The organism is Roseateles chitinivorans (assembly GCF_002761755.1).
Taxonomy (GTDB): Bacteria; Pseudomonadota; Gammaproteobacteria; order Burkholderiales; family Burkholderiaceae_C; genus Roseateles; species Roseateles chitinivorans.
This window is the reverse complement of sequence record NZ_PEOG01000036.1, coordinates 1-22301: the sequence shown is the minus strand read 5'-3', so window position 1 is coordinate 22301 and position 22301 is coordinate 1. Positions and strand designations below refer to the sequence as shown.

The window sequence follows — 22301 nt, the reverse complement described above, 5'->3', positions numbered from 1 at the left end:
GCATCCACTTACTCTTCTCCCCAAGCCTGCGCGCCGCCACCTTCGATGACCTGTACTTGTTGTTCGACGGCCTGAAGCCGCGCGCGGCAGTATTTCAGCAATGCAGCCCCCCGCTGGTAGCTGGCCAGCAACTGGTCCAGCGGCAGTTGACCGGCCTCCATGGCCTGCACCAGACGTTCCAACTCCTCGACCGCCAGTTCATAACTGGCGGGCTCCTGCTCCTGGGACGTGGGCGGCGCCGACTTGGCGCTGGCGGAAGACTTGCTCATTTCAAAACGCGAAAAGGCCGATTGTAAGCACCGGCACTCCCCCACCCGGGTTCCGACTGTCGGGGGATGTGAATCGAGCGCCACAGGCGTCAGCGGGTGTTTCCGGCGCGCGAGCGCCCCCGCCCGCATCCAGTCTCCCCCTGATAGGGAGGTCCGGGTACAATCCCCGGTTCCTTTGCCTGCTCCGTTGCCCTAAAGGGGCCCGGCAGTCATCGGGGCGCTCCTCCCGGCCGGGGTCCCACCGCGTTCGCTCGCGGCACCCGCGCGGCCATCGCCCCCAGGCTCCGGCAGCGTCCGGCGTTGTTTCACTCAGTCCCACATGCCGGCCCGTCCAATCTGGGGGGCGGCCGGTCACGGTTGACATTGGTGTCTTGGAGACCCTCTTGGATCATGTCCGACCTGAGCATCCCTCTCAGCCCGCTTGAACGCAGCACGGCCCCCAGCCACCTCCAGCTGCCTGTCACCTCCTACTTCGACGAGGACCTGTTCCGCCGCGAACAGGAACTGATCTTCCAGCACGGTCCCCGCTACCTTGGCCATGCGCTGGCCGTGCCCGAGGTCGGCGACTACTACGCCCTGCCGCAGGAAGGCGAAGGTCGGGCGATCGTGCGCGGCCCGCAGGGCCTGGAGCTGATCTCCAACGTCTGCCGCCACCGCCAGGCGGTGATGCTGCGCGGCCGCGGCAACACGCGCAGCCACATCGTCTGCCCGCTGCACCGCTGGACCTACGACCTCAAGGGCGAGCTCGTCGGCGCGCCTCACTTCAAGCAGGACCCCTGCCTGCACCTGAACCGCTACAAGATCCGCGAGTGGAACGGCCTGCTGTTCGAGGACAACGGCCGGGACATCGCCGCCGACCTGGCCCGGCTCGGTCCGCGCGCCGCGCTGGACTTCAGCGGCTACCAGCTCGACAAGGTCCATGTCCACGAGTGCGACTACAACTGGAAGACTTTCATCGAGGTCTATCTGGAGGACTACCACGTCGGCCCGTTCCACCCGGGGCTGGGCCAGTTCGTCACCTGCGACGACCTGGCGTGGGAGTTCGGCCGCGACTACTCGGTGCAGACGGTCGGCGTCAACAAGGCGCTGGGAAAGCCGGGTTCCGAGGTCTATGCCAAGTGGCATGAGCAGGTGCTGGGCTTCTCGGGCGGGCAGTCGCCCGACCAGGGTGCGATCTGGCTGACCTACTACCCCAACATCATGGTGGAGTGGTACCCCAACGTGCTGGTGGTCTCGACGCTGTTCCCCAAGGGCCCGCAGAAGACCACCAACATCGTGGAGTTCTATTACCCCGAGGAAATCGTCGCCTTCGAGCGTGATTTCGTCGAGGCGCAGCAGGCCGCCTACATGGAAACCTGCGTCGAGGACGACGAGATCGCGCTGCGCATGGACGCTGGCCGCAAGGCGCTGATGGAGCGGGGCGACAACGAGGTCGGCCCGTACCAGACGCCGATGGAGGACGGCATGAAGCACTTCCACGAGTGGTACCGGGCGCTGATGAAGCGCTGAGCCTGGGCCGCCGACGCCCCCTGCACCCCCACTGGTGCGCACAACGCCCCGCTCCTGCGGGGCGTTCGCTTTTGCGGACCGCCACGACCGACGGGACCAGCCTTCGGCGCGAGAATCCGCCGCATGTCTGCACCCCTTCTGATGGTGTTGGCGACCTTGCTGTTCGCCACCATGGGCGTCTGCGTCAAGTTGGCTTCGGCCTACTACGGCGCCGGCGAGATCGTCATGTACCGCGGCCTGGTCGGCACGCTGATCCTGTTCGCGATGACGCGGGCCAAGGGCTTGTCGCTGAAGACCACCGTGCCGGCGATGCACTTCTGGCGCAGCCTGTCGGGCGTGATCGCGCTGTCGCTGTGGTTCTTCGCGATCAGCAAGCTGCCGCTGGCCACCGCGATGACGCTGAACTACATGTCCTCGGTGTGGATGGCGCTGTTCCTGATCGGCGGAGCGGTGCTGATGGGAGCGGCCAAGGTCGACCCGCGGCTGATCATCACTGTGCTGCTGGGCTTCCTCGGCGTCGGTCTGGTGCTGCAGCCGGCGATGGAGGACCAGCAGGTCTGGCACGGCCTGGCCGGCCTGGCGTCCGGCATGCTCTCGGCGATGGCCTACCTGCAGGTGACGTCGCTGGGCCGCGCCGGCGAGCCGGAGTACCGCATCGTCTTCTACTTCTCCATGGGCGGCGTGGTCGCGGGCGCGCTGACGGCGATCGCCTCGCATGGCGGCTGGCATGGCCACACCTGGACCGGCGCGGCGCTGCTGCTGGCCGTCGGCGTGCTGGCCACCGCGGCCCAGCTGCTGATGACGCGCGCCTACGGCACCGGCAAGCCGCTGGTGAACGCGTCGCTCCAATACCTGGGCATCGTGTTCTCGGCGTTGTATGGTGTGCTCCTTTTCGGCGACCGGCTGGGCCTGGCCTCCTGGATCGGCATCCTGCTGATCGTGGCCGCGGGCCTGGGGGCGACGCTGCTGCGCGCCCGGAATACCCCCAAGGACGCCCAGCACTCGGTCCAGGAATCCTGAAGCGCCATGACGACCTCCGCGACGACCCCGACGAGCTCCGCGATCTCCACCCCCGCCCCCAGCCGCCTCGACGGCCTGGTCTCCGTCGAGCAACTGCAGGCGCTGCTGGCGTCCGACGCGCCGCCGCTGGTCGTGGATGTCCGCTTCGACCTGGCCGACACCTCGGCCGGCGAGCGCGCCTACGCCGCCGGTCACATTCCCGGCGCTTTCTACCTGCACCTGGACCGCGACCTCAGCGGCCCGAAGCAGGACGCATTCGGCGGCTTCCGCGGACGGCACCCGCTGCCGGACCGGGATGCCTTCGCCGCCCGGCTGAATGACCTGGGCCTGAGGCCCGGCCGGACACTGGTCGCCTACGACGCGGCCGACGGCATGTACGGCGCGCGGGTCTGGTGGATGCTGCGCTGGCTGGGGCATGCCGACGTCGCGGTGCTGGACGGGGGCTTCGCGGCCTGGCAGCAGGCGGGCGGCGCGGTGAGCACGGACCTTCCCACCGCCGCGGCAGGGGCCTTCGAGCCGGGCGCTCCGCTCGAGGAACCGCTCAGCGCGCAGGACCTGCTCGGCCAGCTCGGCAGAGTCCGGCTGATCGACGCCCGCGCCGGTGAACGCTTTCGCGGCGAGGTCGAGCCGCTCGACGCCCAGGCCGGCCACATCCCGGGAGCGACGAACCGCTTCTTCAAGACCAACCTGGGCGCCGACGGCCGGTTCAAGCCGCCGGCACTGCTGCGCGAGGAATTCGCGGCGCTGCTCGGCCCCCAGACCGCCGAGGCGACCGTGCACCAATGCGGGTCCGGCGTGACGGCCTGCCACAACCTGCTGGCGATGCACCATGCCGGGCTGGCGGGCAGCCGCCTCTATCCGGGCTCCTGGAGCGAATGGAGCGCCAATTCGCGTTTCCCGCTGGCGAAAGGCTGACGGACGCCCCTTATTGACAACGCGCATGGCGCGAGCACCATGGGAAGCTCAGACTGCGACGGCAAGCCCTGACCCCACCTCTGGGGCCGGGTCCACCCAGCCCACCCGCTCGTTCGAAGGAGGCTCGCCATGTTCCAGCGCATCCTGATTCCCACCGACGGCTCCGACATCACCGCCAAGGCGATCGATACCGCCGTCAAGCTCGCGAAGTTCCACGGCGCCAAGCTGTTCGCCATCAGCGTCAAGGAACCCTTCCCCTACAGCGCCGTGTCCGAGATGCAACCGACGCCGCCCCAGGAGTTCTTCGACGCCCAGGAGCGCATCGCACAGGAACGCCTCGGACAGGTGCTGGCGCTGGCGCGCGGACAGGGCCTGGAAATCGAGGCCCACAGCGTCGAGGCCCTGCACCCCTGGGAAGCGATCATCGAGCACGCCAAGCGCGTCAATGCCGACTTGCTGGTGATGGCCACGCACGGCCGGCGGGGGCTGCAGGCGCTGCTGCTCGGCAGCGAGACGCAGAAGGTGCTGACCCACTGCGCCTTCCCGGTGCTGGTGGTGCACGGCGAAGGCTCGCCGCCTCCCCAGTAAGTTCGCTCGTCACAAGGCCGGAGCGCCCCCCGGGCGCTGCCGGCCTGACTCAGTGGGTGTGCTTGCCGCCCACGACGATCAGCACGAAGACGATACCCACCCCCAGCCACAGCAGTTGCAGCGCGGTGTCCTTCCAGGGCAGCCGGCGCTGGAGCTGCGGGATCAAATCGGCGACCGAGACATAGATGAAGCTGCTCGATGCCGCGACCAGCAGGTAAGGAAACAGCTGCTGCCAGGGTCCGACGATGTAGTAGCCGACCAGTCCGCCGACCACCGCCGCCATGCCGGACACGGCATTGAAGAACAGCGCCTTCTTGCGCGAGAACCCGGCGTTGAGCAGCACGATGTAGTCGCCGACCTCCTGGGGAATCTCATGCGCCACGATCGCCATGGCGGTGACCCAGCCCAGGTGGTGATCCGCGAGGAACGCGGCCGCGATGATGATCCCGTCGCAGAAGTTGTGGATCGAATCCCCCACCAGCACCGACAAACCGCCCCGCCCGGCCTGTTCGCGGTCGAAGTGGTGATGGTGATGGTGCCCGTCCCCCTCGTGGTGGTGGGTGTGGCGGTAGAGCTCGGCCTTCTCCAGCAGGAAGAAGAACATCAGCCCGCCCAGCAGCGCCAGGAACAGGTTGTGCGGGTCGGCGCCGCTCTCGAAGGCCTCCGGCAGCACATGCAGCAGCGCGGTCGACAGGAGCACGCCGGTGGACAGGCTCACCAGGTGCTTCACGATGCGGCTCAGCAGGCCGACCGTCAGCATCGCCGCGATCGTCACGGAGGCCAGACCGCCAGCGAAGGTCACCAGCAGGATATAGGTCAGGGTCATGGATAAAAAAGGCGCACCACGTAGGGTGCGCCGGATGGGGTTCCGAAAATTGTCTCAGAGTCGTCAAGCCCCCCGTCCGCCAGGGCCGTTCACACCCCGTGCTGCTTGAACCAGGCTTGGCAGCGCGCCCATCCGTCCTTGGCGGGATCGGGCCGGTAGCTCGGGCGGTAATCGGCATGGAAGGCATGGCCGGCGTCGGGATAGACCACAAATTCGCTGGCCTTGGCGGCGGGGCCGCCCTGTTTCAGCGCCTCCTGCATCGCGGCGACGGTCGCGACCGGGATGCCGTTGTCCTGCGCCCCGTAGAGTCCCAGCACCGGGGCGTGCAGTTGGGCCGCGACGTCGATCGGGTGCTTGGGCGTCATCGCATTGGTCTGACCCTGCAGGCGACCGTACCAGGCCACGCCCGCTTTCAGCTCCCGGCTGTGGGCGGCGTACAGCCAGACGATCCGCCCGCCCCAGCAGAAACCGGTGATCCCGAGCCTCGCTGTGTTGCCTCCCAGGCCCTTGGCCCAGGCCACCGCCGCGTCCAGGTCGTTGAGGACCTGCGCGTCCGGCGTGCGCTGGATGATCTCGGTCTGCAGCTTGGCGATGTCCGAATAGACCTTCGCATCGCCTTGACGCGCGAACAGGTCAGGCGCGACCGCCAGGTAGCCCAGCTTGGCGAAGCGGCGCGCGACATCGGCGATGTGCTCGTGGACACCGAAGATCTCGCTGACCACCAGCACCACCGGCGCCTGCTTCTTGCCCGCCGGCTGCGCGACGTAGGCCGGCATCTTGAAGTCGCCGACCGGAATGCTCACCGGGCCGGCATCCAGGCCCTGCACGTCGGTGGTGATCGTCTGCGCCGTCACCGGCAGCACCGCCGCGGCGAAACCACTGCCCACCGCGGTGCCGACGAAGGCGCGGCGACTGAAGCCCCGGCCCGGCGCCAGCGTGTCGATGTCGTCGCGGATCGCGTCGGCAAGCTCGGGGGACAGGCCGGCGGCATCGGCACGGGAATCGGAATTCGTCATCTGCAGCTCCTCGTTGGGAATGCGGGGTGGAATGGATCCGAAGGTTCCAGACGGAACGCCGGATGCTATCCCGGTCGCCGGCACGCAACGGACCACGGCGTCGCGACAGCACGATGAAAGCACCTCGTTCCCGGCAGGCGGGCCAAAGACCGCGACAATCGCGCCCCATGACGCAAGCGCACGTTCCTCCGATCCTGGCCGCCATCGACATGGGTTCCAACAGCTTCCGGCTCGAGCTGGCGCAGCTGCAGCACGGGCAATACCGCCGGCTGGACTACCTGAAGGAAACGGTGCGGCTGGGCGCGGGCCTGGACGCGATGAGCATGCTGACCGAAGAAGCGGCGCAGCGCGGCCTGGACTGCCTGCGGCGCTTCGCCGAGCGGCTCGCCGACCTGCCCAGCCGCCAGGTGCGCGCGGTCGCGACGCAGACGCTGCGTGAGGCGCGCAACCGCAATGCCTTCCTGGCCCGCGCGCAGGAGGTGCTGGGCCATCCGATCGAAGTCATCTCCGGCCGAGAGGAAGCGCGCCTGATCTACGCCGGCGTGGCGCGGCTGCAGACCGCTGAGGATCCGCGTCTGGTCATCGACATCGGCGGCCGATCCACCGAGATGATCCTGGGCCGCGGACCGCAACCACTGGCCGCCGAGTCCTTCCAGATCGGCAGCGTCAGCCTCTCGATGCGCTTCTTCACCGACGGCCGCTTCACTGCCGAGGCCTTCCGCGCCGCACAGGTCGCCGCCGGCGCCGAGCTCGAGGAAGCCATCACCCAGTTCTCCCGCCAGGCCGCGCAGCCACGCTGGAAACAGGCCCTGGGATCCTCCGGCACCGTCGGCGCCGTCGCCCAGATCCTGGCCGCCAACGGCGTGAGTCCGGACGGCTCCATCACGCTCGACGGCCTGCGATGGTGCATCGAGCAGTGCCTGCTCGCCGGCCGCATCGACGCGCTCAAGCTGCCCGGCCTCAAGGACGACCGGCGCGCCGTCGTCGGCGGCGGGCTCTGCATCCTCTACACGCTGCTCACCCACTTCGACATCGAACGCCTCTACCCGGCCAAGGGCGCGCTGCGTCAGGGCGTGATCTTCGACCTCGCGGAACGCCTCGACCCGCGCCTGCTCGCCGCCGGTCGCGACATGCGCGAGCAGTCCGTCTCCGAACTGCAGCGCCGCTTCGCCGTCGACCGCGATCAGGCCGGTCGCGTCCAGCGAATCGCCCAGCGCCTTCATGCGCAGCTCGCACCCAAGGCCGAGGAAGAACATCGCCGCGAACTCGGCTGGGCCGCCGCGCTGCACGAGATCGGCATGATGGTCTCCCACCACGATCACCATCGCCACAGCGCCTACCTGCTCTCCCATGTCGACGCACCAGGCTTCTCGCAGAACCAGCTGCGGCGGCTGGGAGATCTGGCACTCGGTCAGCGAGGAGGGCTGCGCAAGCTCGAGGAACAACTCCAAGAGGAACCCATGGTCTGGCAACTGCTGGCGTTGCGGCTCGCCGCCATCAAATGCCATGCGCGCGGCGAGGTGGACGCCACCGCCATCAAACTCCGGCGCGAAGGGATGAACGTCGTCATCGAGATGCGCAAAGGCTGGGCGGATGCTCACCCACGGGCGCATTACCTCCTGCGAGAAGAACTCGAAGCCTGGGGGAAGGTGGGGCGGGTGGAGTTGGCGTTGGAGGCTTGAGGACCTCTCTGGACGCTGGACTGCCACGGGAGCGCGCGACAGGCATGGCCTGGGCCGGCGACTCGTGTCGGGCGGACGCCAACTCGCTCTGCTCACCTTCGGTTCGCGTCGCTCGGACAGACGGCGTCCAAGTCAGTCAGAAGCCCGACACGAGTCGCCGGCCCAGGCCATGCCCGTCCAGGAACAGGGAGGACGGCAGAGAAGGGGAGTGAGGGGGACGGGCTGGAGCGGGGCGCGTCAGGGGTCTTCGTGGTACAGACGCATCAGGGCCTGCTGGGCGCTGACATGCTGCGGAACGTCCTCGGTGCCGATGCGCTGCGACGTGCCGTCCGGGCCGAGTTGCCAGGCATCGAGACTGTCGTGCAAGTAGGGCGTCAGGCCCTCGTCGACCACCCGCTGGCGCAGCTTCGGATCAGTGATCGGCCAGGCCACCTCGATGCGACGCAACATGTTCCGCGCCATCCAGTCGGCACTCGACAGGTACAAGGCCTCCTGCTCCTCCTTGCCCCAGCGGAAATAGAAGATCCGCGAGTGCTCGAGGAATCGCCCCACCACCGAGCGCACCAGGATGTTGTCCGTCTCGCCCGGCAGGCCCGGCGGCAACATGCAGGCGCCGCGCACGATCAGATCGACCTTCGCACCCGCGCGCCCCGCCCGGACGATCCCGTTGATCAGCTCGGCATCGGTCAGCGCATTGATCTTCAGCACGACTCGCGCCGGCTCGCCGCGCCGCGCGGCTTCCTCCACCTGCGAGAGCAGCTCGAGCATCGTCCGGTGCAGGTTGAAGGGCGCCAGCAGCAGCTTCTTCGGCGCCTTGAACTTCGACAGCGAAGCCAACTGGCGGAACACCAGGTCCATGTCCGCCGTCATCTCCGCATCGGCCGTCAGATAGCCCAGGTCGGTGTAGAACCGCGCCGTCTTCGGGTTGTAGTTGCCCGTCGACAGGTGGCCGTAGCGGCGCAGCTTGCCGCCCTCCCTGCGCGTGATCAGCATCAGCTTCGCATGCGTCTTCAGGCCGACGATGCCGTACACCACCTGCGCGCCCACGGCCTCCAGCCGCTCCGCCCAGTTGATGTTGGCCTCCTCGTCGAATCGCGCCTTCAGCTCGACGACCGCGAGGACCTCCTTGCCGCGACGCGCCGCCTCGATCAGGAGGTCCGCCAGCACCGACTGGCTGCCGGTGCGGTAGATCGTCTGCTTGATGGCCAGGACGTCCGGATCCTCGACCGCCTCGCGCAGCAGCTGCACCACCGGCTCGAAGCTCTCGAACGGGTGATGCAGCATCACGTCGCCCTTGGTCCGCAGCTTGTCTAGGATCGACTTGCCTCGCGGCAGCCGCCCCTTCGGCCAACTGGGTTCATAGGGCCGGAAACGCAGGTCCTCGGCATCCGTCTGGTCGATCAGCTCGTTCAGCCGCACCAGGTTGACCGGCCCGTTGACACGGTACAGCGCCGCCTCCGGCAGGTCGAATTGCTCGAGCAGGAAGCGCGACAGCTCCTCCGGGCAGGTGTTGACCACCTCCAGCCGCACGGCGCGCCCGAAGTGACGTGTCGTGAGGCCGGAACGCAGCGCATGCCGCAGGTTGGCGATCTCTTCCTCGTCGACCTCCAGGTCCGAATCCCGCGTGACCCGGAACTGCGAGAAAGCCTCGACATGCCGGCCGGGGAACAGCTCCTCCAGGTGGGCGCGGATGACGCTGGTGAGCAGCACGAAGCTCTGCTTGCCGCCGCTGATCGCCGCAGGCACCTTGATCACGCGTGGCAGCACGCGCGGCACCTTGACGATGGCGATGCGGTTGTCGCGCCCGAGCGCGTCCTTGCCCGACAGGCGCGCGATGAAGTGCAGCGACTTGTTGGCCACCTGCGGGAACGGATGCGCCGGGTCCAGGCCCACCGGCACCAGCAGCGGTCGCACCTCCCGCTCGAAGAACTTGCTGACCCACGCGCGGATCTCGTCGGTGCGGTCGGCGTGGTTCAGGATCTGGATGTTGTGCTCGCGCAGGGCGGGCATGACCTGGTCGTTGAAGATCGCGTACTGCTGGTCGATCAGGTCATGGGCCGCGCGCCCCACTCGCTCGACATCGCGCGGCGTCACCAGGCCGCTGCCATCGCGCTGCGCATCGAGCATGTCGGCAAAGCGCACCTCGAAGAATTCATCGAGGTTGCTGGACACGATGCAGATGTAGCGCAGCCGCTCCAGCAGCGGCACGTCGACGCGCTGGGCCTGCGCCAGGACACGCCGGTTGAACTCGAGGATCGCGTTTTCGCGGTTGAGCAGCGGGACATCAGGCAAAGTCATGAACCCATTCTATGAAGCTGGTATGACAAGCCAGTGACCCTCTTTTGAGCCGGTCCGCAGGGGAGGCACGGCTTGAATGGGCGGCCCGGATGGGCGATGGCGGGCGCCTTCGATAGGGGGACAGCTCGCCAGCCGAAAGGGGCGTCGGCCCGTTCAGGCGGGCTGTCGCATGGCGGCGGCGAGCGCCTCGGCCGCGCCCTGCTCGGCGCCGGAGCGCTGACGCTCGGCCCAGTCGAGGATCTCCAGGTGCCCGTCTGCATGCTCGACCAGCGCGGTGAGGCTCTCGACCCAGTCGCCGTCGTTGGCATAGGTGATGCCGTCGATGTCGCGCAGCTCGGCGTGGTGAATATGGCCGCAGATTACGCCGTTGACGCCGCGCTTTCGGGCCTCGCGGGCCAGCGCTTCCTCGAACTCGCTGATGAAGGAGACGGCGCGCTTGACCTTGAGCTTCAGGTACTTGCTCAGGCTCCAGTACGGCAGTCCCAGGCGCGCCCGCAGCGAGTTGAGGTGGCGGTTCAGCTTGAGCGTGAATTCATAGAGGCTGTCGCCGACGTAGGCCAGCCACTTGGCATGCTGGATGACGCCGTCGAAGAGATCGCCGTGGGTGATCCAGAACTTGCGGCCGTCGGCGGTCTCGTGGATCCATTCATGCGCGACCTCGATGCCGCCGAAGCTGTGCTGCAGGTACTTGCGCGCGAATTCGTCGTGGTTGCCCGGCACGTAGATCACCCGCGTGCCCTTGCGCGCCTTGCGCAGCAGCTTCTGCACCACGTCGTTGTGGGCCTGCGGCCAGTACCAGCTGCGGCGCAGCTGCCAGCCGTCGACGATGTCGCCGACAAGGAAGAGCTGCTCGCACTCGACCTCGCGCAGGAAGTCGAGCAGCGCCCTCGCCTGGCAACCCGGCGTGCCCAGGTGCAGGTCGGAGATCCACACCGTGCGCACCCGGATCGAGCCGCCCTCTTCCGCCTCGGCCCCAGGCGGTTCTTGCGAGACAGCGGCGGCCATGAGCGTGTCGGTCAGCATGGCCCCACAGGTTGCCGGGGCCGGATGAAAGCTTGATGACCGCCTGACGGGCGCCCCATTCCGGGGGAACGCCGATAATCCGCCGCCATGCACCTGATGATCCCTTTCGCCAGTGCGCTGGATCCTCATTTCGAGGGTGCCCTGCGCGAGCTGGAGCTGCCGAACCTGAGCCGCCTGCTCGGGTTGCTGGCACCGGCGGGCGAGGTCGGCGACGCCGACGAGACCACCCCGCTTCCCCCGCATGAACGATTCCTGGCGCAATGCCGCGGCATCACCGATGAAAACCCACCCCTGGCCGCCTGGCGTTTGCGCGCGACCGGTCACGAACCCGGCGGCGCCGCCTGGGCGCTGCTGACGCCCGCCCACTTCGCCGTCGGCACCGAGGGCGTGACCGCGCTGGGGCCCGCCACACTGGATCTTTCCGAGGACGAGTCGCGCGCCTTCCTCGAGGCGCTCGCCGTCGCGCTGTTCCCCGCCGACCAGGGCTGGCGCAGCGCCTGGCTGTCGCCGGGTGAATGGGCGATCGCGCATGACGACCTGGACGGCCTCGAGGCCGCCAGCATCGACCGCGTCCTGAATCGCGGCGTCGAAACCTGGTACCCACGGGCGCGCCGGCTGCGCACGCTGCTCAACGAGGTCCAGATGCTGCTGCATGACCATCCGCTCAACCAGACCCGCGAGGCCCGCCGGCAACGCCCGCTGAACGCGGTGTGGATCAGCGGCTGCGGTCGCGACCGCGGCTCGGCGCTGCCCTCGGACCTGATCGTCGACGACCGCCTGCGCGGCCCGATGACGAGCGGCGACCTCTACACCTGGAGCGAGGCCTGGAAGGCCCTCGACGCCGGCCCCCTTGCCCAGGCACTGGCCGCCGTGCAAGCGGGAAGCCCGGTCTCGCTGACGCTGGCCGGCGAGCGCCAGGCCCGCACCTGGACGCGACGCGACGCGAGCGGCTGGCAACGGCTCAAGGAGCGCTTCGCCCCGACCCGCGTCAGCGTCGCCACCGCGCTGGAGGACCTGTGAGCAGCAGCCCCCGCATCCTGATCCGCGACGTCCCGCCGGACTCCGCCCATGCGCTGCAGCGGGCCGGCTTCTCGCCGCTGCTGTCGCGGCTCTTCGCCGCGCGCGGCGTGCTGTCGCACGACGAGCTCGACCCGGACCTGAAACACCTGCTCCCGCCCGAGGGTCCTCAGGGTCTGCTGGGCATCGACAAGGCCGCGACGCTGCTGGCCGACGCGATCACGGCCGGCGAACGCATCTGCATCGTGGCCGATTACGACTGCGATGGCGCCACCGCCTGCGCGGTGATGCTGCGCGGGCTGGCGCTGCTGGGCGCGCGGCCGGGCACCGTCGGCTACGTGGTGCCGGACCGTGCGGTCCACGGCTACGGCCTGACGCCCACGATCGTGGAGCTCGCGCTCAAGCAGGAGCCGCGGCTGCTGGTGACCGTCGACAACGGCATCGCGAGCCATGCCGGCGTCGCCTTCGCCCGTGCCCTCGGCCTGAAGGTGCTGGTCACCGACCACCACCTGCCCGCCGTCGGCACCGACGGCGCACCGACCATCCCCGACGCGGACGCGCTGGTGAACCCCAACCAGCCGGGTTGTCCGTTCCCCAGCAAGAGCCTCGCAGGCGTGGGCGTCGCCTTCTATGTGCTGACCGTGTTGCGCGGTGAACTGCGCCGGCGCGGCGCCTTCGGCGACGGCCCGCCGCCGCGGCTGGACGGCTTGCTGGACCTCGTCGCGCTCGGCACCGTGGCCGACGTGGTGCGGCTCGACGCCAACAACCGGCGGCTGGTCGCGCAAGGCCTGCGCCGCATGCGCGCGGGCCGCATGCAGCCCGGCGTCCAGGCGCTGTTCACCGCGGCCGGCCGCGACGCCGCGCGCGCCAACAGCTTCGACCTGGGTTTCGCGCTCGGGCCCCGCATCAATGCGGCGGGGCGGCTCGAGGACATGACGCTGGGCATCACCTGCCTGACGACCGACGACACCGGCCAGGCCCTCGAGCTCGGCCGCGAGCTGGACCGCATCAACCGCGAGCGCCGCGAGATCGAGGCCGGCATGCAGGAGCAGGCGCTCGCGCTGCTCGAGCGCCTGATGACCGACCCGCGCCTGAACGGCGCGCCGCCGCCGGCGCTCGCGCTCTTCGACGCGGACTTCCACGAAGGCGTCGTCGGCATCGTCGCCTCGCGGATCAAGGACCGGCTGCACCGACCGGTGTTCGTCTTCGCCGAGGGTGCCGACGGGCAGCTCAAGGGCTCGGGACGATCGATCCCGGGCTTCCACCTGCGGGACGCGCTGGACCTGGTGTCCAAGCGCCATCCGGAGTTGCTGCGCAAGTTCGGCGGCCACGCGATGGCCGCCGGCTGCACGCTGGCACCCGGCGGCGTCGAGGCCTTCGCCGCCGCCTTCGAAGCCGTCGCGCGCGAATGGCTGGACGAGTCCGCACTGACGCGAACGCTGCGCACCGACGGGCCCTTGCCGCCGGAAGCGTTCTGCGCCGAGACCGTGCAGGAACTCGAGGCGCAGGTCTGGGGCCAGGCCTTCGAGGCGCCGCTGTTCTGCGACCGCGTGCAGGTGGTGCATCAACGCCTGGTCGGCGAGCGCCACCTGAAGCTGCGGCTGCGCCAGGGCGCGATGCTGCGCGACGCGATCTGGTTCGGCCGTACCGAGCAGCTGCCCGAGCAGGTGACCCTCGCCTATCGGCTCAGCCTCGACGAGTACCAGGGGCAGCAGCGCGTGCAGATGGTGGTGGAGGCGATGGCGGATTGAACGTCCGCGGCGCGATGCGCCCGCCCGCCTCAAGCCCCCAGCTCCCGCCGCACCCAGTCGACGATCGCCTGCGCCGGCATCGCGCCCGCCTGCCGCGCGACCTCCTGCCCATCGAGGAACAACAGCAGCGTCGGAATGCTGCGGATGCCGTACCTGGCGCTCTGCTGCGGCGCGGCCTCGGTGTCGAGCTTGACGAAGCGCAGCTCCGGCAGCATCGCCGCAGCCTGCTCGAACTGCGGCGCCATCATCTTGCAGGGACCGCACCAATCGGCCCAGCAGTCGACGACGACGGGCAGCTCGGTGCCCGCGATGAACCTGTCAAAGACCTCCGGCGTGAGATCCGCCGGCCTAGGCAGCATCAGCGGCGTGCCGCAGCGACCGCAATCGGGCGACTCGGCCAGCCGCTCGCGCGGCACGCGGTTCTTCGCCGCGCAGGCGGGGCAGACGATGTGCAGCGGGGCAGCGGCGGAAGGCGTGTCGGTGTCCATGGCGGTCTCGCGTGGAAGGCGCCGGCGGGCGCGGTGAAGCGGCCACAGGGCCTCTTGCGAAGGGCAAATCATGTGCCATTGCGCGCGGCCGCGCCTCCACCGGACGGGGCGGTTCCAAGGTACGGCGTTTGCCGCCTCCCGATCAACGAGAACTCTGCTGAAGGAATCGAGATGGCTGCATACAAGGACGACGGCAAGCTCTGGGTACTGGTGGCGGACGAAGGCGTGGCCCGCCTGCTGAAGCTCCCGGAAGAAGGCGGCGACCTGGAAGACGTCACCACGCTCACCGATGCCGCGGCGCACGCGGACAAGGCCGACTTGCGTCGCGACGCCGAGGGCCGGCGCGGCAACAACGTGACCTCCTCGGCGGGCGTCGACGAGCTGCACCAGGAAGCCATCGGCTTCGCCACCCGCGTGGCCCGGACGCTGGACGACGGCTTCAACAACGGCGAAGTGACGCAGCTGCGCATCGTGGCCGCGCCGCGCTTCCTCGGCCTGCTGCGCAAGGCGCTCAGCCCACAGGTCGCGAAGCTGGTGATCGACGAAACCAATGTCGACGTGGTCCACGAAAGCCTTGGCGAGCTGACCACCCGGCTCTTCCCGGAGCGCGACTTCAGCAAGCAACGCCCCTGAACGGGCCGATCGCGGCGGATTTCACGCACCGGTCATGCTGTAACTGTTTGTCAAAGCGATGACATAGAGGCCGCCCAGAATGGGGACACCACGCGACGCTCCAGTCGCCGTGGTCCTTCCCATGCCAACCACCCACCTGCAACCGCCCGATCCGTTGAGCATCGCCCTGTCCGCCCTGATCCGCGACGGGGCGCTGGACATCCATTTCCAACCGCTCGTGGAAGTGGAGCGGGCCCAGATCCTCGGCTACGAGGCCCTGACGCGCGGGCCGGCGGACACGCCGCTGCATTCGCCGCTGGTGCTGTTCGAGGCCGCCGCGCGGCTTGGTCGCCTGGTGGAACTGGAGCGGCTGGTGGTGCGCCGGGCACTGCGCCGCTTCAAGGAACTCAAGCTGCCCGGCCAGCTCTTCCTCAACCTGACGGCCGACACCTTGCTGGCCACCAGCGACCGCGGCGCGCTGATCGCCCGCGAGTTCGCGCAGCTCGACCTGCCGGCGTCGCGCGTGGTCATCGAACTGACCGAGACCCGTCCCATCCTCGAGCCGGAACGGCTGCAGGACAGCATGCGCAGCCTGCGCGAGCTGGGCTTCGTCGTCGCGCTGGACGACCTGGGCGAAGGCTTCGCCAGCCTGAAGCGCTGGATGGACATCCGGCCCGACTTCGTCAAGATCGACCGCCATTTCATCGACGGCATCGCGCAGGAGCCGCTCAAGCAGCAGTTCGTCCGCTCGATCCTCGAGATGGCGGCCAGCTCCGGCTGCACCGTCGTGGCGGAGGGGCTGGAGCAGCTCAGCGACCTGACCGTGCTGCGCCGCCTGGGCGTGCCGGTCTGCCAGGGCTACCTGCTCGCGCGCCCGAGCGCCGCGCCGCGTGCCGCGCTGCGGGCGGAGGTGGACGCGCTGCTGGCGCCCGAGCACCGGCGCCGCCATGCCGACTGGATGCGGCTGCCGCCCGACGCGATCACCACCGCCGCGCAGCTCGCGCGCCGCAGCCACACCGTCACGCCCAAGCTCAACTGCCAGACCGTCGCCGACATGTTCCAGCGCGACGAGCAGCTGTTCTCGATGCCGGTGCTGGACGAGGCCAACCGGCCGATCGGCATCCTGCGCTCGCTGCAGGTACTCAAGCGCAGCGCCGAGCGCTACTTCATGGACATCCACGAGAAGCGCTCCTGCACCGCGCTGATGGATCCGCAGCCGCTGATCTTCGATGCCGGCACCTCGCTGCGGGAGATGAGCGACGCAATCTCCAGCCTGGACGACCGGCTGATGGTCGACGGCTTCATCGTCACCCGCAACGGCGAATACTTCGGCACCGGCCGCAGCACCGACCTGCTCAAGGCGGTCTCCGACCTGCAGGTTCACAGCGCGCGTTATGCCAACCCGCTGACGCTGCTGCCCGGCAACGTGCCGACCGACCAGCATCTGGACGCGCTGCTGCACGAGGGCCGGGAGTTCGTCGTCGTCGCCTGGGACATCGACCACTTCAAGCCCTTCAACGATGTCTACGGCTACACGGCGGGGGACGACATCATCAAGCTCTGCGCCCAGATCCTGCAGAACGCCGGCGATCCGGTGCTGGACTTCGTCGGCCACATCGGCGGGGACGACTTCGTGATGGTGCTGGGCTCGCCGGACTGGACCGCGCGCGTCACCCGCGTCTGCCGCGAGTTCGACCGCCAGATCCGCCCGTTCTTCTCCGCCGAGCATCAGGCGCTGGGCGGCTACGTCACGCTGAACCGGCAGAACCAGGAGTCCTTCAACCCGCTGCCCACGCTCAGCGCCGGCGTGATCCAGGTGCAGCCCGGCGCCTTCGACAGCGTCCGCGCGCTGTCCGCCGCGCTGACCGAGCCCAAGCACGTCGCCAAGTGCGGCACCGGCCCGAGCCGCTACTTCGTCGACCGCCGCCGTTCCAGTGCTGCCATCCCGGACATGGCGCCCCTCCTAGAATCGGCCGGGTGAACACCCCGCCCCTCGCGCCCACCGCCCTTCCCGCCGATTCGACGCCCGCGCCGGGGTTCGCGCCCGCGCACGTGCCGGCGCGCATCGCGCTGCACCCGCAGACCAACGCGGACCTGCACTGCCACTCGACCGTCTCCGACGGCACGCTCTCGCCCGAGGCGCTGGCCGCGCGCGCCAAGGCCAATGGCGTCGAGCTCTGGGCGCTGACCGACCATGACGAAGTCGGCGGCCAGCAGCGCGCGCTGGAGGCCGCGCGCGCGCAGGGCCTCGCCTACCTGACCGGCGTGGAGATCTCGGTGACCTTCGCCGGCAAGGTGGTGCACATCGTCGGCCTGGGCTTCGACCATCACGATCCCCGCATCGTCGAGGGCCTGCGCGCCACGCGCGGCGGTCGCGGCGCGCGCGCCAGGGAAATGTCGGACGGGCTGGCCAAGGTCGGCATCCATGGCGCCTACGAAGGCGCGCTCAAGCATGCCGGCAATCCGGAGTTGATCTCTCGCACGCACTTCGCGCGCTTCCTGGTCGAGACCGGCCAGTGCGCCGACGTGCCGGAGGTCTTCCGCCGCTTCCTGACCGAGGGCAAGCCCGGCTACGTGCCGCACCGCTGGGCCGCGCTGCGCGACGCGGTGGGATGGATCGTCGACGCCGGCGGCATCGCGGTCATCGCGCATCCGGGGCGCTACGGCTTCACGCCGACCGAGGAGTACGCGCTGATCACCGAGTTCATCGCCCATGGCGGCCGCGGCATCGAGGTCGTCACCGGCAGCCACACGGCGGCGGACATGGTCCAGTACGCCGACACGGCGCTCGAATTCGACCTGCTCGCCTCGCGCGGCTCGGACTTCCACAGTCCGGAGGAGAGCCGCGTCGACCTGGGCCGGCTCGAGCAGCACCTCTCCGGCAAACTCAAGCCGGTGTGGAACGCGCTCGAATACCGCATCCACTGGCCGGCGTGACGCCGGCCCGATCGGCGCAGATACCCCGGCACGCCGGCACGCAGACCGGCCCGCACACCGATTGCCACAGGCGAGGACCATGGCCCAGATCTTTGAAGTCCACCCCGACAACCCGCAGGCCCGCTTCCTGCGCCAGGCGGCGCAGATCCTGAGCCAGGGCGGCATCGGCGCGATCCCGACGGACTCCAGCTACGCGCTGGTGTGCCAGCTCGACGACAAGGCCGCGGCCGAGGCGCTGCGCCGCATCCGCGGCGTCGACGACAAGCACCACATGACGCTGCTGTGCCGCGACCTCAGCGAGCTGGGCAGCTATGCGCGCGTCGACAACAAGCAGTACCGGATGATCAAGACGGCGACGCCGGGGCCCTTCACCTTCATCCTGGAGGCGACAAAGGAGGTGCCGCGGCGGCTGTCGCATCCGTCGCGACGCACCATCGGCCTGCGCGTGCCGGATCACCGCGTCACCCAGGAGCTGCTCGCGCTGGTGGGGGGCCCGCTGCTGGCCACCACGCTGATCCCGCCCGGGGAGCATGAGCCGCTCAATGATCCGGAGCAGATCACCGCGCGCTACGACAAGCAGATCCAGCTGATCATCGACGCCGGCGCCTGCCCGATGAAGCCGACCACCGTCGTCGACCTGACCGCGGATCCGCCGATGCTGGTGCGCCGCGGCTGCGGCGATCCGGCTTGCCTCGGGCTGGAACTGGAGGAAGCGGAAGAGGAATGAAGAACGCCGGCGATGCCGGCGTTCTTCATGGGGCGTCGATCGGAGACCGGCGTGGGTCGATCACACCGCGGCGGTGATGACGATCTCGATCTTCCACTCGGGCTTGGCCAGCTTGGCCTCGACCGTCGCCCGCGGCGGCGTGTGGCCCGCGGGCACCCAGGCGTCCCACGCGGCGTTCATGCCGGCCAGGTCCTTGAGGTCGGCGATGTACAGCTGCGCACGCAGGATCTTGGTCTTGTCGCTGCCGGCGCGGGCCAGCAACTGGTCGATCATCGCCAGGACCTGCTCGGTCTGGCCCTGGATGTCGGCGCTGGCGTCGGACGGCACCTGGCCGGCGAGGTAGACCACGCCGTTGTGGATGGCCATCTCGGAGAGACGGGGGCCGACGTCGAAACGTTCGATGCTGCTCATTTGCTGTGCTGCCTGGGTTTGTGGGAAGACTTGTGTTCGCGCTTCTCGCGCGAATGCTCGTGGCGATGGGACTTCGCGGCCGGCACGGTGGCTGCGGGCGCCGCCTTCTGGCCGAGCTTGCTCTCGGTGCCGGCCATCAGCTTCTTGATGTTGGCCGCATGGCGCCAGACCAGCAGCAGGCTCATCAGCGCGATGGCGGGCAGTTCGGGACCGACGTCCCAGATCAGCATCTGCAGCAGCGGCGCGGCCACGGCGGCACTGAGCGACGCCAGCGAGGAATAGCGGAACACCACCGCCATCGCGATCCACACGCCGAGCACCGCCAGGCCCAGCCAGGGATTGATCGCGAGCAGCACGCCCGCCGCAGTCGCGACACCCTTGCCGCCAATGAACTTGAAGAACACCGGCCACAGGTGGCCGATGAAGGCGGCCAGCCCGACGAGCGCGGCGGTCCCCTCCTCCAGGCCGTACGGCGCGCCGAACTTGAGCACCAGCAGCACCGGCACATAGCCCTTGAGCGCGTCGAAGACCAGCGTGAGGATGGCCGCCGCCTTGTTGCCCGAGCGCAGCACGTTGGTGGCGCCGGGATTGCCGCTGCCGTAGCTGCGCGGGTCGGACAGGCCCATCAGCCGGCTGACGATCACCGCGAAGGACAGCGAACCGATCAGGTACCCGGCCACGACGGCCAACAAGGGGAACAGGACACTTTGCATGGGGCGCTATTCTGCCCCGGACTTCAGCGCGCACTCGACCGGGCGGGCCGCCAGCAGCTCCGTCAAAACCCGCGGTTCGATGCTGACGAGATAGCCGCGCCGCCCGCCGTTGATCAGGATGCGCGGCAGTGCCAGCACGCTGGATTCGACGAACACCGGCATCGCCTTGCGGGTGCCGAACGGCGAGGTGCCGCCGACCAGGTAACCGCTGTGGCGCTGGGCGACATCGGGCTTGCAGGGCTCGACCTTCTTGCAGGGGATCTGCCGCGCGAGTTCCTTGAGGCTGACGGTGCAGTCGCCGTGCATCAGCACGATCAGCGGCTGGGCCTTCTCGTCCTGCATCACCAGCGTCTTGACGACCTCATGCTCCGGCACGCCGAGCTGCTTGGAGGACTCGCCGGTGCCGCCGTGGTCGACGTAGTCGTAGACATGCTCGCCGAACGCGACTTTGTGCTGGCGCAGCATCTGCGTCGCGAGCGTCTCGCTGACATGGGCGGATTTCTTGCTCATGGGCGCGGATTGTCGGCGCTGACGACGAGGGCCCGCTTGTACGAGCTTGCTGCGCCGATCGCCCACCCCGCCGTCGCGCGAGCCGCCTTCCGACTGCAACGATCCGCGCCGCCATGACGACCCGGGCCGCCCCCGCGGACGCCAAGCCGCCGTCGCGGTTGTCGTTTTGAAATTATTGTTTTACAGTAATTTCTTGCCACACCACGGTAATCCACCTCTCCGCCATGAGCCCTTCCCCGATCCCCGCCGGCCTGCAGCGCATTCGCTGGATCGCCCACTGCGTGCGCACGATGGCGCTGATCGCGATGGCGACGGTGGTCGGCTTCCATGCGGTGTTCTGGACCCACCCGGGAATGATCGAGCGCACCGCTCGCAAGGAGTGGGAGCTGTCGCACGCGCTGCAGTTCGACGCGGTCTCGCGCGGCGCGGCGCTGGCGGCCAACCTGCCGCTGGCCCTGCTGACGCTGTATGCCTTGTGGTGCCTGTGGCGCCTGTTCGGCGGCTACCTGCGTGGCGAGGTCTTCACCGATGCCGCGACGCGGCTGCTGCGGCGCATGGGTCAGTCGGTGGTCGCGATCGCGGTGGCGATGCCGCTCACCGACACGGCGACGGTACTGGCGCTGACGCTGGGCAACCCGCCGGGCCAGCGTTACCTGTCGTTCCAGCTGGGCAGTTCCCACTTCGTCGTGCTGCTGTGCGGCCTGGTCTTCGTCGCGATGGGCCAGGTGATGCGCGAGGCGCAGCGCATGGCCCAAGAGAACGCCGAGTTCATCTGAGCCGCCCATGCCCATCGTCGTCCGACTCGACGTCATGCTGGCCCAGCGCAAGATGCGCTCGAAGGAGCTGGCCGAGGCCATCGGCATCACCGAGGCCAACCTGTCGCTGCTGAAGTCCGGCAAGGTGCGCGGCGTGCGCTTCGACACCCTGTCGCGGATCTGCGCGGTGCTGCACTGCCAGCCGGGCGACCTGCTCGCCTGGGAACCCGGCGAGGAACCGGATGGAGGCGGCGATGGCAATGCATAGGCCCGAGACGACCCACGAGGCCGCCCAGGGCGCGACCGATGACGCGGCGCGCGGGGCGATGCGAGCCGCGGCGCGAAGCACCTCGCGCCGGTTCCGCGCGATCGCGCTGGGCGCCGTCCTGCTGCTTCACATCGCGCTGGTCGCCTGGCTGCAGCACGCCTGGCACCGTGGCGATGCGCATGGCGAGCAGCGACGCTCGTCGATCCGGATGGTGACGATCCAGTTGCCACCGCTGGCCCCGAGGCCGTCGCCTCAGGCGGCCAGGCCGCGCACCGACAGCACCACGGCGGTCCGCCGTTCCGCTTCAGCTCGCCCGCGGACCGACGACACGGCTCGGACGTCGCTGCCTTCTTCTGCGCCCCCACGGGCTGCGTCGCCCGCGCCGGAGATCGAGCGTGTCGATGAAGCGCCGCGGGCCACCGTGATCATTGCCGCGCCGACGCCCGTCCCGGGCGCCTCCGGCCCCAGCGGCCGCGAGCTCATGGATGGCACGGCGACGCGACGCGCGATCCGCCAGTCGGCGCAGGGCCAGCCGCTGCTGGCCGAGCGGGCCGACGACGCCAGCCGCGCGCCGGACCGGGTCGATGCCTCGACCAAGCTGGGCAACGAGATGATGAAGAGTGCCAGCGGCGATTGCCTCAAGGGCGAATACGCCGGCGGCGGCATGGGGCTGCTCAGCGCGCCGTTCTGGCTGCTCGCCGAGGCGCGCGGCAAGTGCCGGCGCTGAGCCTCGCCTCGCCGCGGCACCGCGAGCTTGCCACCCCGATGAGGGACAGCCGTCGTCAACGCAATCCGATCGCGCACCGTTCAGCGCGGATCGCTCACAGCGACCAGGGAGAGAGAACCGTGAAACCCCAGCAGTTCCAGCGCGCGCGACTCGCGGCCGCGCTTATCGTGACCGGCGTGCTCGCCGTGGGCTGCGGCCCGGCGGCGATGGCCGCGCCCACCGCGGCCACCGCATCCGCC

Annotated in this window: 23 protein-coding genes; 14 read left to right on the top strand and 9 right to left on the bottom strand. The window is 69.3% G+C overall.

Annotated elements, in window-relative coordinates; all coding sequences use genetic code 11:
• Positions 1-8 precede the first annotated feature (8 nt).
• Positions 9-269, bottom strand: a complete 261-nt coding sequence (locus CS062_RS14325; RefSeq protein ID WP_099862292.1) for an exodeoxyribonuclease VII small subunit — start codon at positions 267-269, stop codon at positions 9-11.
• A gap of 390 nt (positions 270-659) precedes the next feature.
• Between CS062_RS14325 and CS062_RS14320 the strand changes: the two genes are divergently transcribed.
• The 4 genes from CS062_RS14320 to CS062_RS14305 all read left to right on the top strand — a co-directional run bounded on the left by CS062_RS14320 (position 660) and on the right by CS062_RS14305 (position 4301).
• Positions 660-1778, top strand: a complete 1119-nt coding sequence (locus CS062_RS14320) for an aromatic ring-hydroxylating oxygenase subunit alpha (protein ID WP_099862291.1) — start codon at positions 660-662, stop codon at positions 1776-1778.
• Between the two features lie 123 nt (positions 1779-1901).
• Positions 1902-2798, top strand: a complete 897-nt coding sequence (locus tag CS062_RS14315; protein WP_199174245.1) for a DMT family transporter — start codon at positions 1902-1904, stop codon at positions 2796-2798.
• A 6-nt stretch (positions 2799-2804) separates the two neighbouring features.
• Positions 2805-3713 (top strand): sulfurtransferase, encoded by a 909-nt coding sequence (locus CS062_RS14310; protein ID WP_099862289.1) that lies wholly within the window; start codon positions 2805-2807, stop codon positions 3711-3713.
• A 129-nt stretch (positions 3714-3842) separates the two neighbouring features.
• Positions 3843-4301 (top strand): universal stress protein, encoded by a 459-nt coding sequence (locus tag CS062_RS14305; protein WP_099862288.1) that lies wholly within the window; start codon positions 3843-3845, stop codon positions 4299-4301.
• 49 nt (positions 4302-4350) lie between these two features.
• Here CS062_RS14305 and CS062_RS14300 read toward each other — a convergent pair whose 3' ends face one another.
• Both CS062_RS14300 and CS062_RS14295 read right to left on the bottom strand, forming a co-directional pair.
• The gene (locus CS062_RS14300) at positions 4351-5127 is read right to left on the bottom strand and encodes a ZIP family metal transporter (protein ID WP_099862287.1); all 777 of its coding nucleotides are present in this window, start codon (positions 5125-5127) and stop codon (positions 4351-4353) included.
• 89 nt (positions 5128-5216) lie between these two features.
• A complete protein-coding gene (locus tag CS062_RS14295; RefSeq protein ID WP_099862286.1) occupies positions 5217-6143 on the bottom strand; it encodes a dienelactone hydrolase family protein in 927 nt (308 codons plus the stop codon).
• Between the two features lie 167 nt (positions 6144-6310).
• On the opposite strand from CS062_RS14295, the gene CS062_RS14290 reads away from it, so the two are divergent.
• A complete protein-coding gene (locus tag CS062_RS14290; protein WP_099862285.1) occupies positions 6311-7825 on the top strand; it encodes a Ppx/GppA phosphatase family protein in 1515 nt (504 codons plus the stop codon).
• Positions 7826-8062: 237 nt separating this feature from the next.
• Here CS062_RS14290 and ppk1 read toward each other — a convergent pair whose 3' ends face one another.
• Together ppk1 and CS062_RS14280 are read right to left on the bottom strand one after the other, a co-directional pair.
• A complete protein-coding gene (gene ppk1 / locus CS062_RS14285) occupies positions 8063-10123 on the bottom strand; it encodes a polyphosphate kinase 1 (RefSeq protein ID WP_099862284.1) in 2061 nt (686 codons plus the stop codon).
• 153 nt (positions 10124-10276) lie between these two features.
• Complete coding sequence (locus tag CS062_RS14280; protein WP_233218063.1) at positions 10277-11128, bottom strand: UDP-2,3-diacylglucosamine diphosphatase; 852 nt, start codon at positions 11126-11128, stop codon at positions 10277-10279.
• Between the two features lie 105 nt (positions 11129-11233).
• Here CS062_RS14280 and CS062_RS14275 point away from each other — a divergent pair, with 105 nt between their 5' ends.
• A complete protein-coding gene (locus tag CS062_RS14275) occupies positions 11234-12166 on the top strand; it encodes a hypothetical protein (protein WP_099862282.1) in 933 nt (310 codons plus the stop codon).
• The gene (gene recJ, locus CS062_RS14270) at positions 12163-13914 is read left to right on the top strand and encodes a single-stranded-DNA-specific exonuclease RecJ (protein WP_099862281.1); all 1752 of its coding nucleotides are present in this window, start codon (positions 12163-12165) and stop codon (positions 13912-13914) included. Before CS062_RS14275 ends, recJ begins: the two co-directional genes overlap by 4 nt.
• 29 nt (positions 13915-13943) lie before the next feature.
• Here the strand turns inward: recJ and trxC are convergent, their stop codons facing one another.
• Positions 13944-14402 carry a thioredoxin TrxC gene (gene trxC / locus CS062_RS14265; RefSeq protein ID WP_099862280.1) on the bottom strand — a complete coding sequence of 153 codons (459 nt, stop codon included), beginning with the start codon at positions 14400-14402 and terminating at the stop codon, positions 13944-13946.
• 171 nt (positions 14403-14573) lie between these two features.
• On the opposite strand from trxC, the gene CS062_RS14260 reads away from it, so the two are divergent.
• From CS062_RS14260 to CS062_RS14245, 4 genes are all read left to right on the top strand, one after another.
• Positions 14574-15035, top strand: a complete 462-nt coding sequence (locus tag CS062_RS14260) for a host attachment protein (RefSeq protein WP_091725475.1) — start codon at positions 14574-14576, stop codon at positions 15033-15035.
• Between the two features lie 121 nt (positions 15036-15156).
• The gene (locus CS062_RS14255; protein WP_158238790.1) at positions 15157-16995 is read left to right on the top strand and encodes a GGDEF domain-containing protein; all 1839 of its coding nucleotides are present in this window, start codon (positions 15157-15159) and stop codon (positions 16993-16995) included.
• A gap of 89 nt (positions 16996-17084) precedes the next feature.
• Positions 17085-17951: a 3',5'-nucleoside bisphosphate phosphatase gene (locus CS062_RS14250; protein WP_099862317.1), complete on the top strand. Its 867-nt coding sequence runs from the start codon at positions 17085-17087 to the stop codon at positions 17949-17951.
• Between the two features lie 79 nt (positions 17952-18030).
• Entirely contained in the window at positions 18031-18678 is a 648-nt protein-coding gene (locus CS062_RS14245; RefSeq protein ID WP_099862278.1) for an L-threonylcarbamoyladenylate synthase, read from the top strand.
• 60 nt (positions 18679-18738) lie between these two features.
• Here CS062_RS14245 and CS062_RS14240 read toward each other — a convergent pair whose 3' ends face one another.
• The 3 genes from CS062_RS14240 to CS062_RS14230 are packed head-to-tail and all read right to left on the bottom strand — an operon-like array spanning position 18739 to position 20312.
• The gene (locus tag CS062_RS14240) at positions 18739-19089 is read right to left on the bottom strand and encodes a RidA family protein (RefSeq protein ID WP_099862277.1); all 351 of its coding nucleotides are present in this window, start codon (positions 19087-19089) and stop codon (positions 18739-18741) included.
• On the bottom strand, positions 19086-19802 hold the full coding sequence (gene plsY, locus CS062_RS14235) for a glycerol-3-phosphate 1-O-acyltransferase PlsY (protein ID WP_099862276.1): 717 nt from the start codon (positions 19800-19802) through the stop codon (positions 19086-19088). Before plsY ends, CS062_RS14240 begins: the two co-directional genes overlap by 4 nt.
• A 6-nt stretch (positions 19803-19808) precedes the next feature.
• Positions 19809-20312, bottom strand: coding sequence for an aminoacyl-tRNA deacylase (locus tag CS062_RS14230; protein ID WP_099862275.1), 504 nt, complete (start codon positions 20310-20312; stop codon positions 19809-19811).
• Between the two features lie 224 nt (positions 20313-20536).
• Between CS062_RS14230 and CS062_RS14225 the strand changes: the two genes are divergently transcribed.
• Genes CS062_RS14225 through CS062_RS14215 form a run of 3 tightly spaced genes read left to right on the top strand, consistent with a single transcriptional unit; the run spans position 20537 to position 22062 of the window.
• On the top strand, positions 20537-21088 hold the full coding sequence (locus CS062_RS14225) for a DUF2975 domain-containing protein (protein WP_099862274.1): 552 nt from the start codon (positions 20537-20539) through the stop codon (positions 21086-21088).
• A gap of 7 nt (positions 21089-21095) precedes the next feature.
• A complete protein-coding gene (locus tag CS062_RS14220) occupies positions 21096-21335 on the top strand; it encodes a helix-turn-helix domain-containing protein (RefSeq protein ID WP_099862273.1) in 240 nt (79 codons plus the stop codon).
• A complete protein-coding gene (locus tag CS062_RS14215; protein ID WP_143742349.1) occupies positions 21322-22062 on the top strand; it encodes a hypothetical protein in 741 nt (246 codons plus the stop codon). Before CS062_RS14220 ends, CS062_RS14215 begins: the two co-directional genes overlap by 14 nt.
• Positions 22063-22301: the final 239 nt, after the last annotated feature.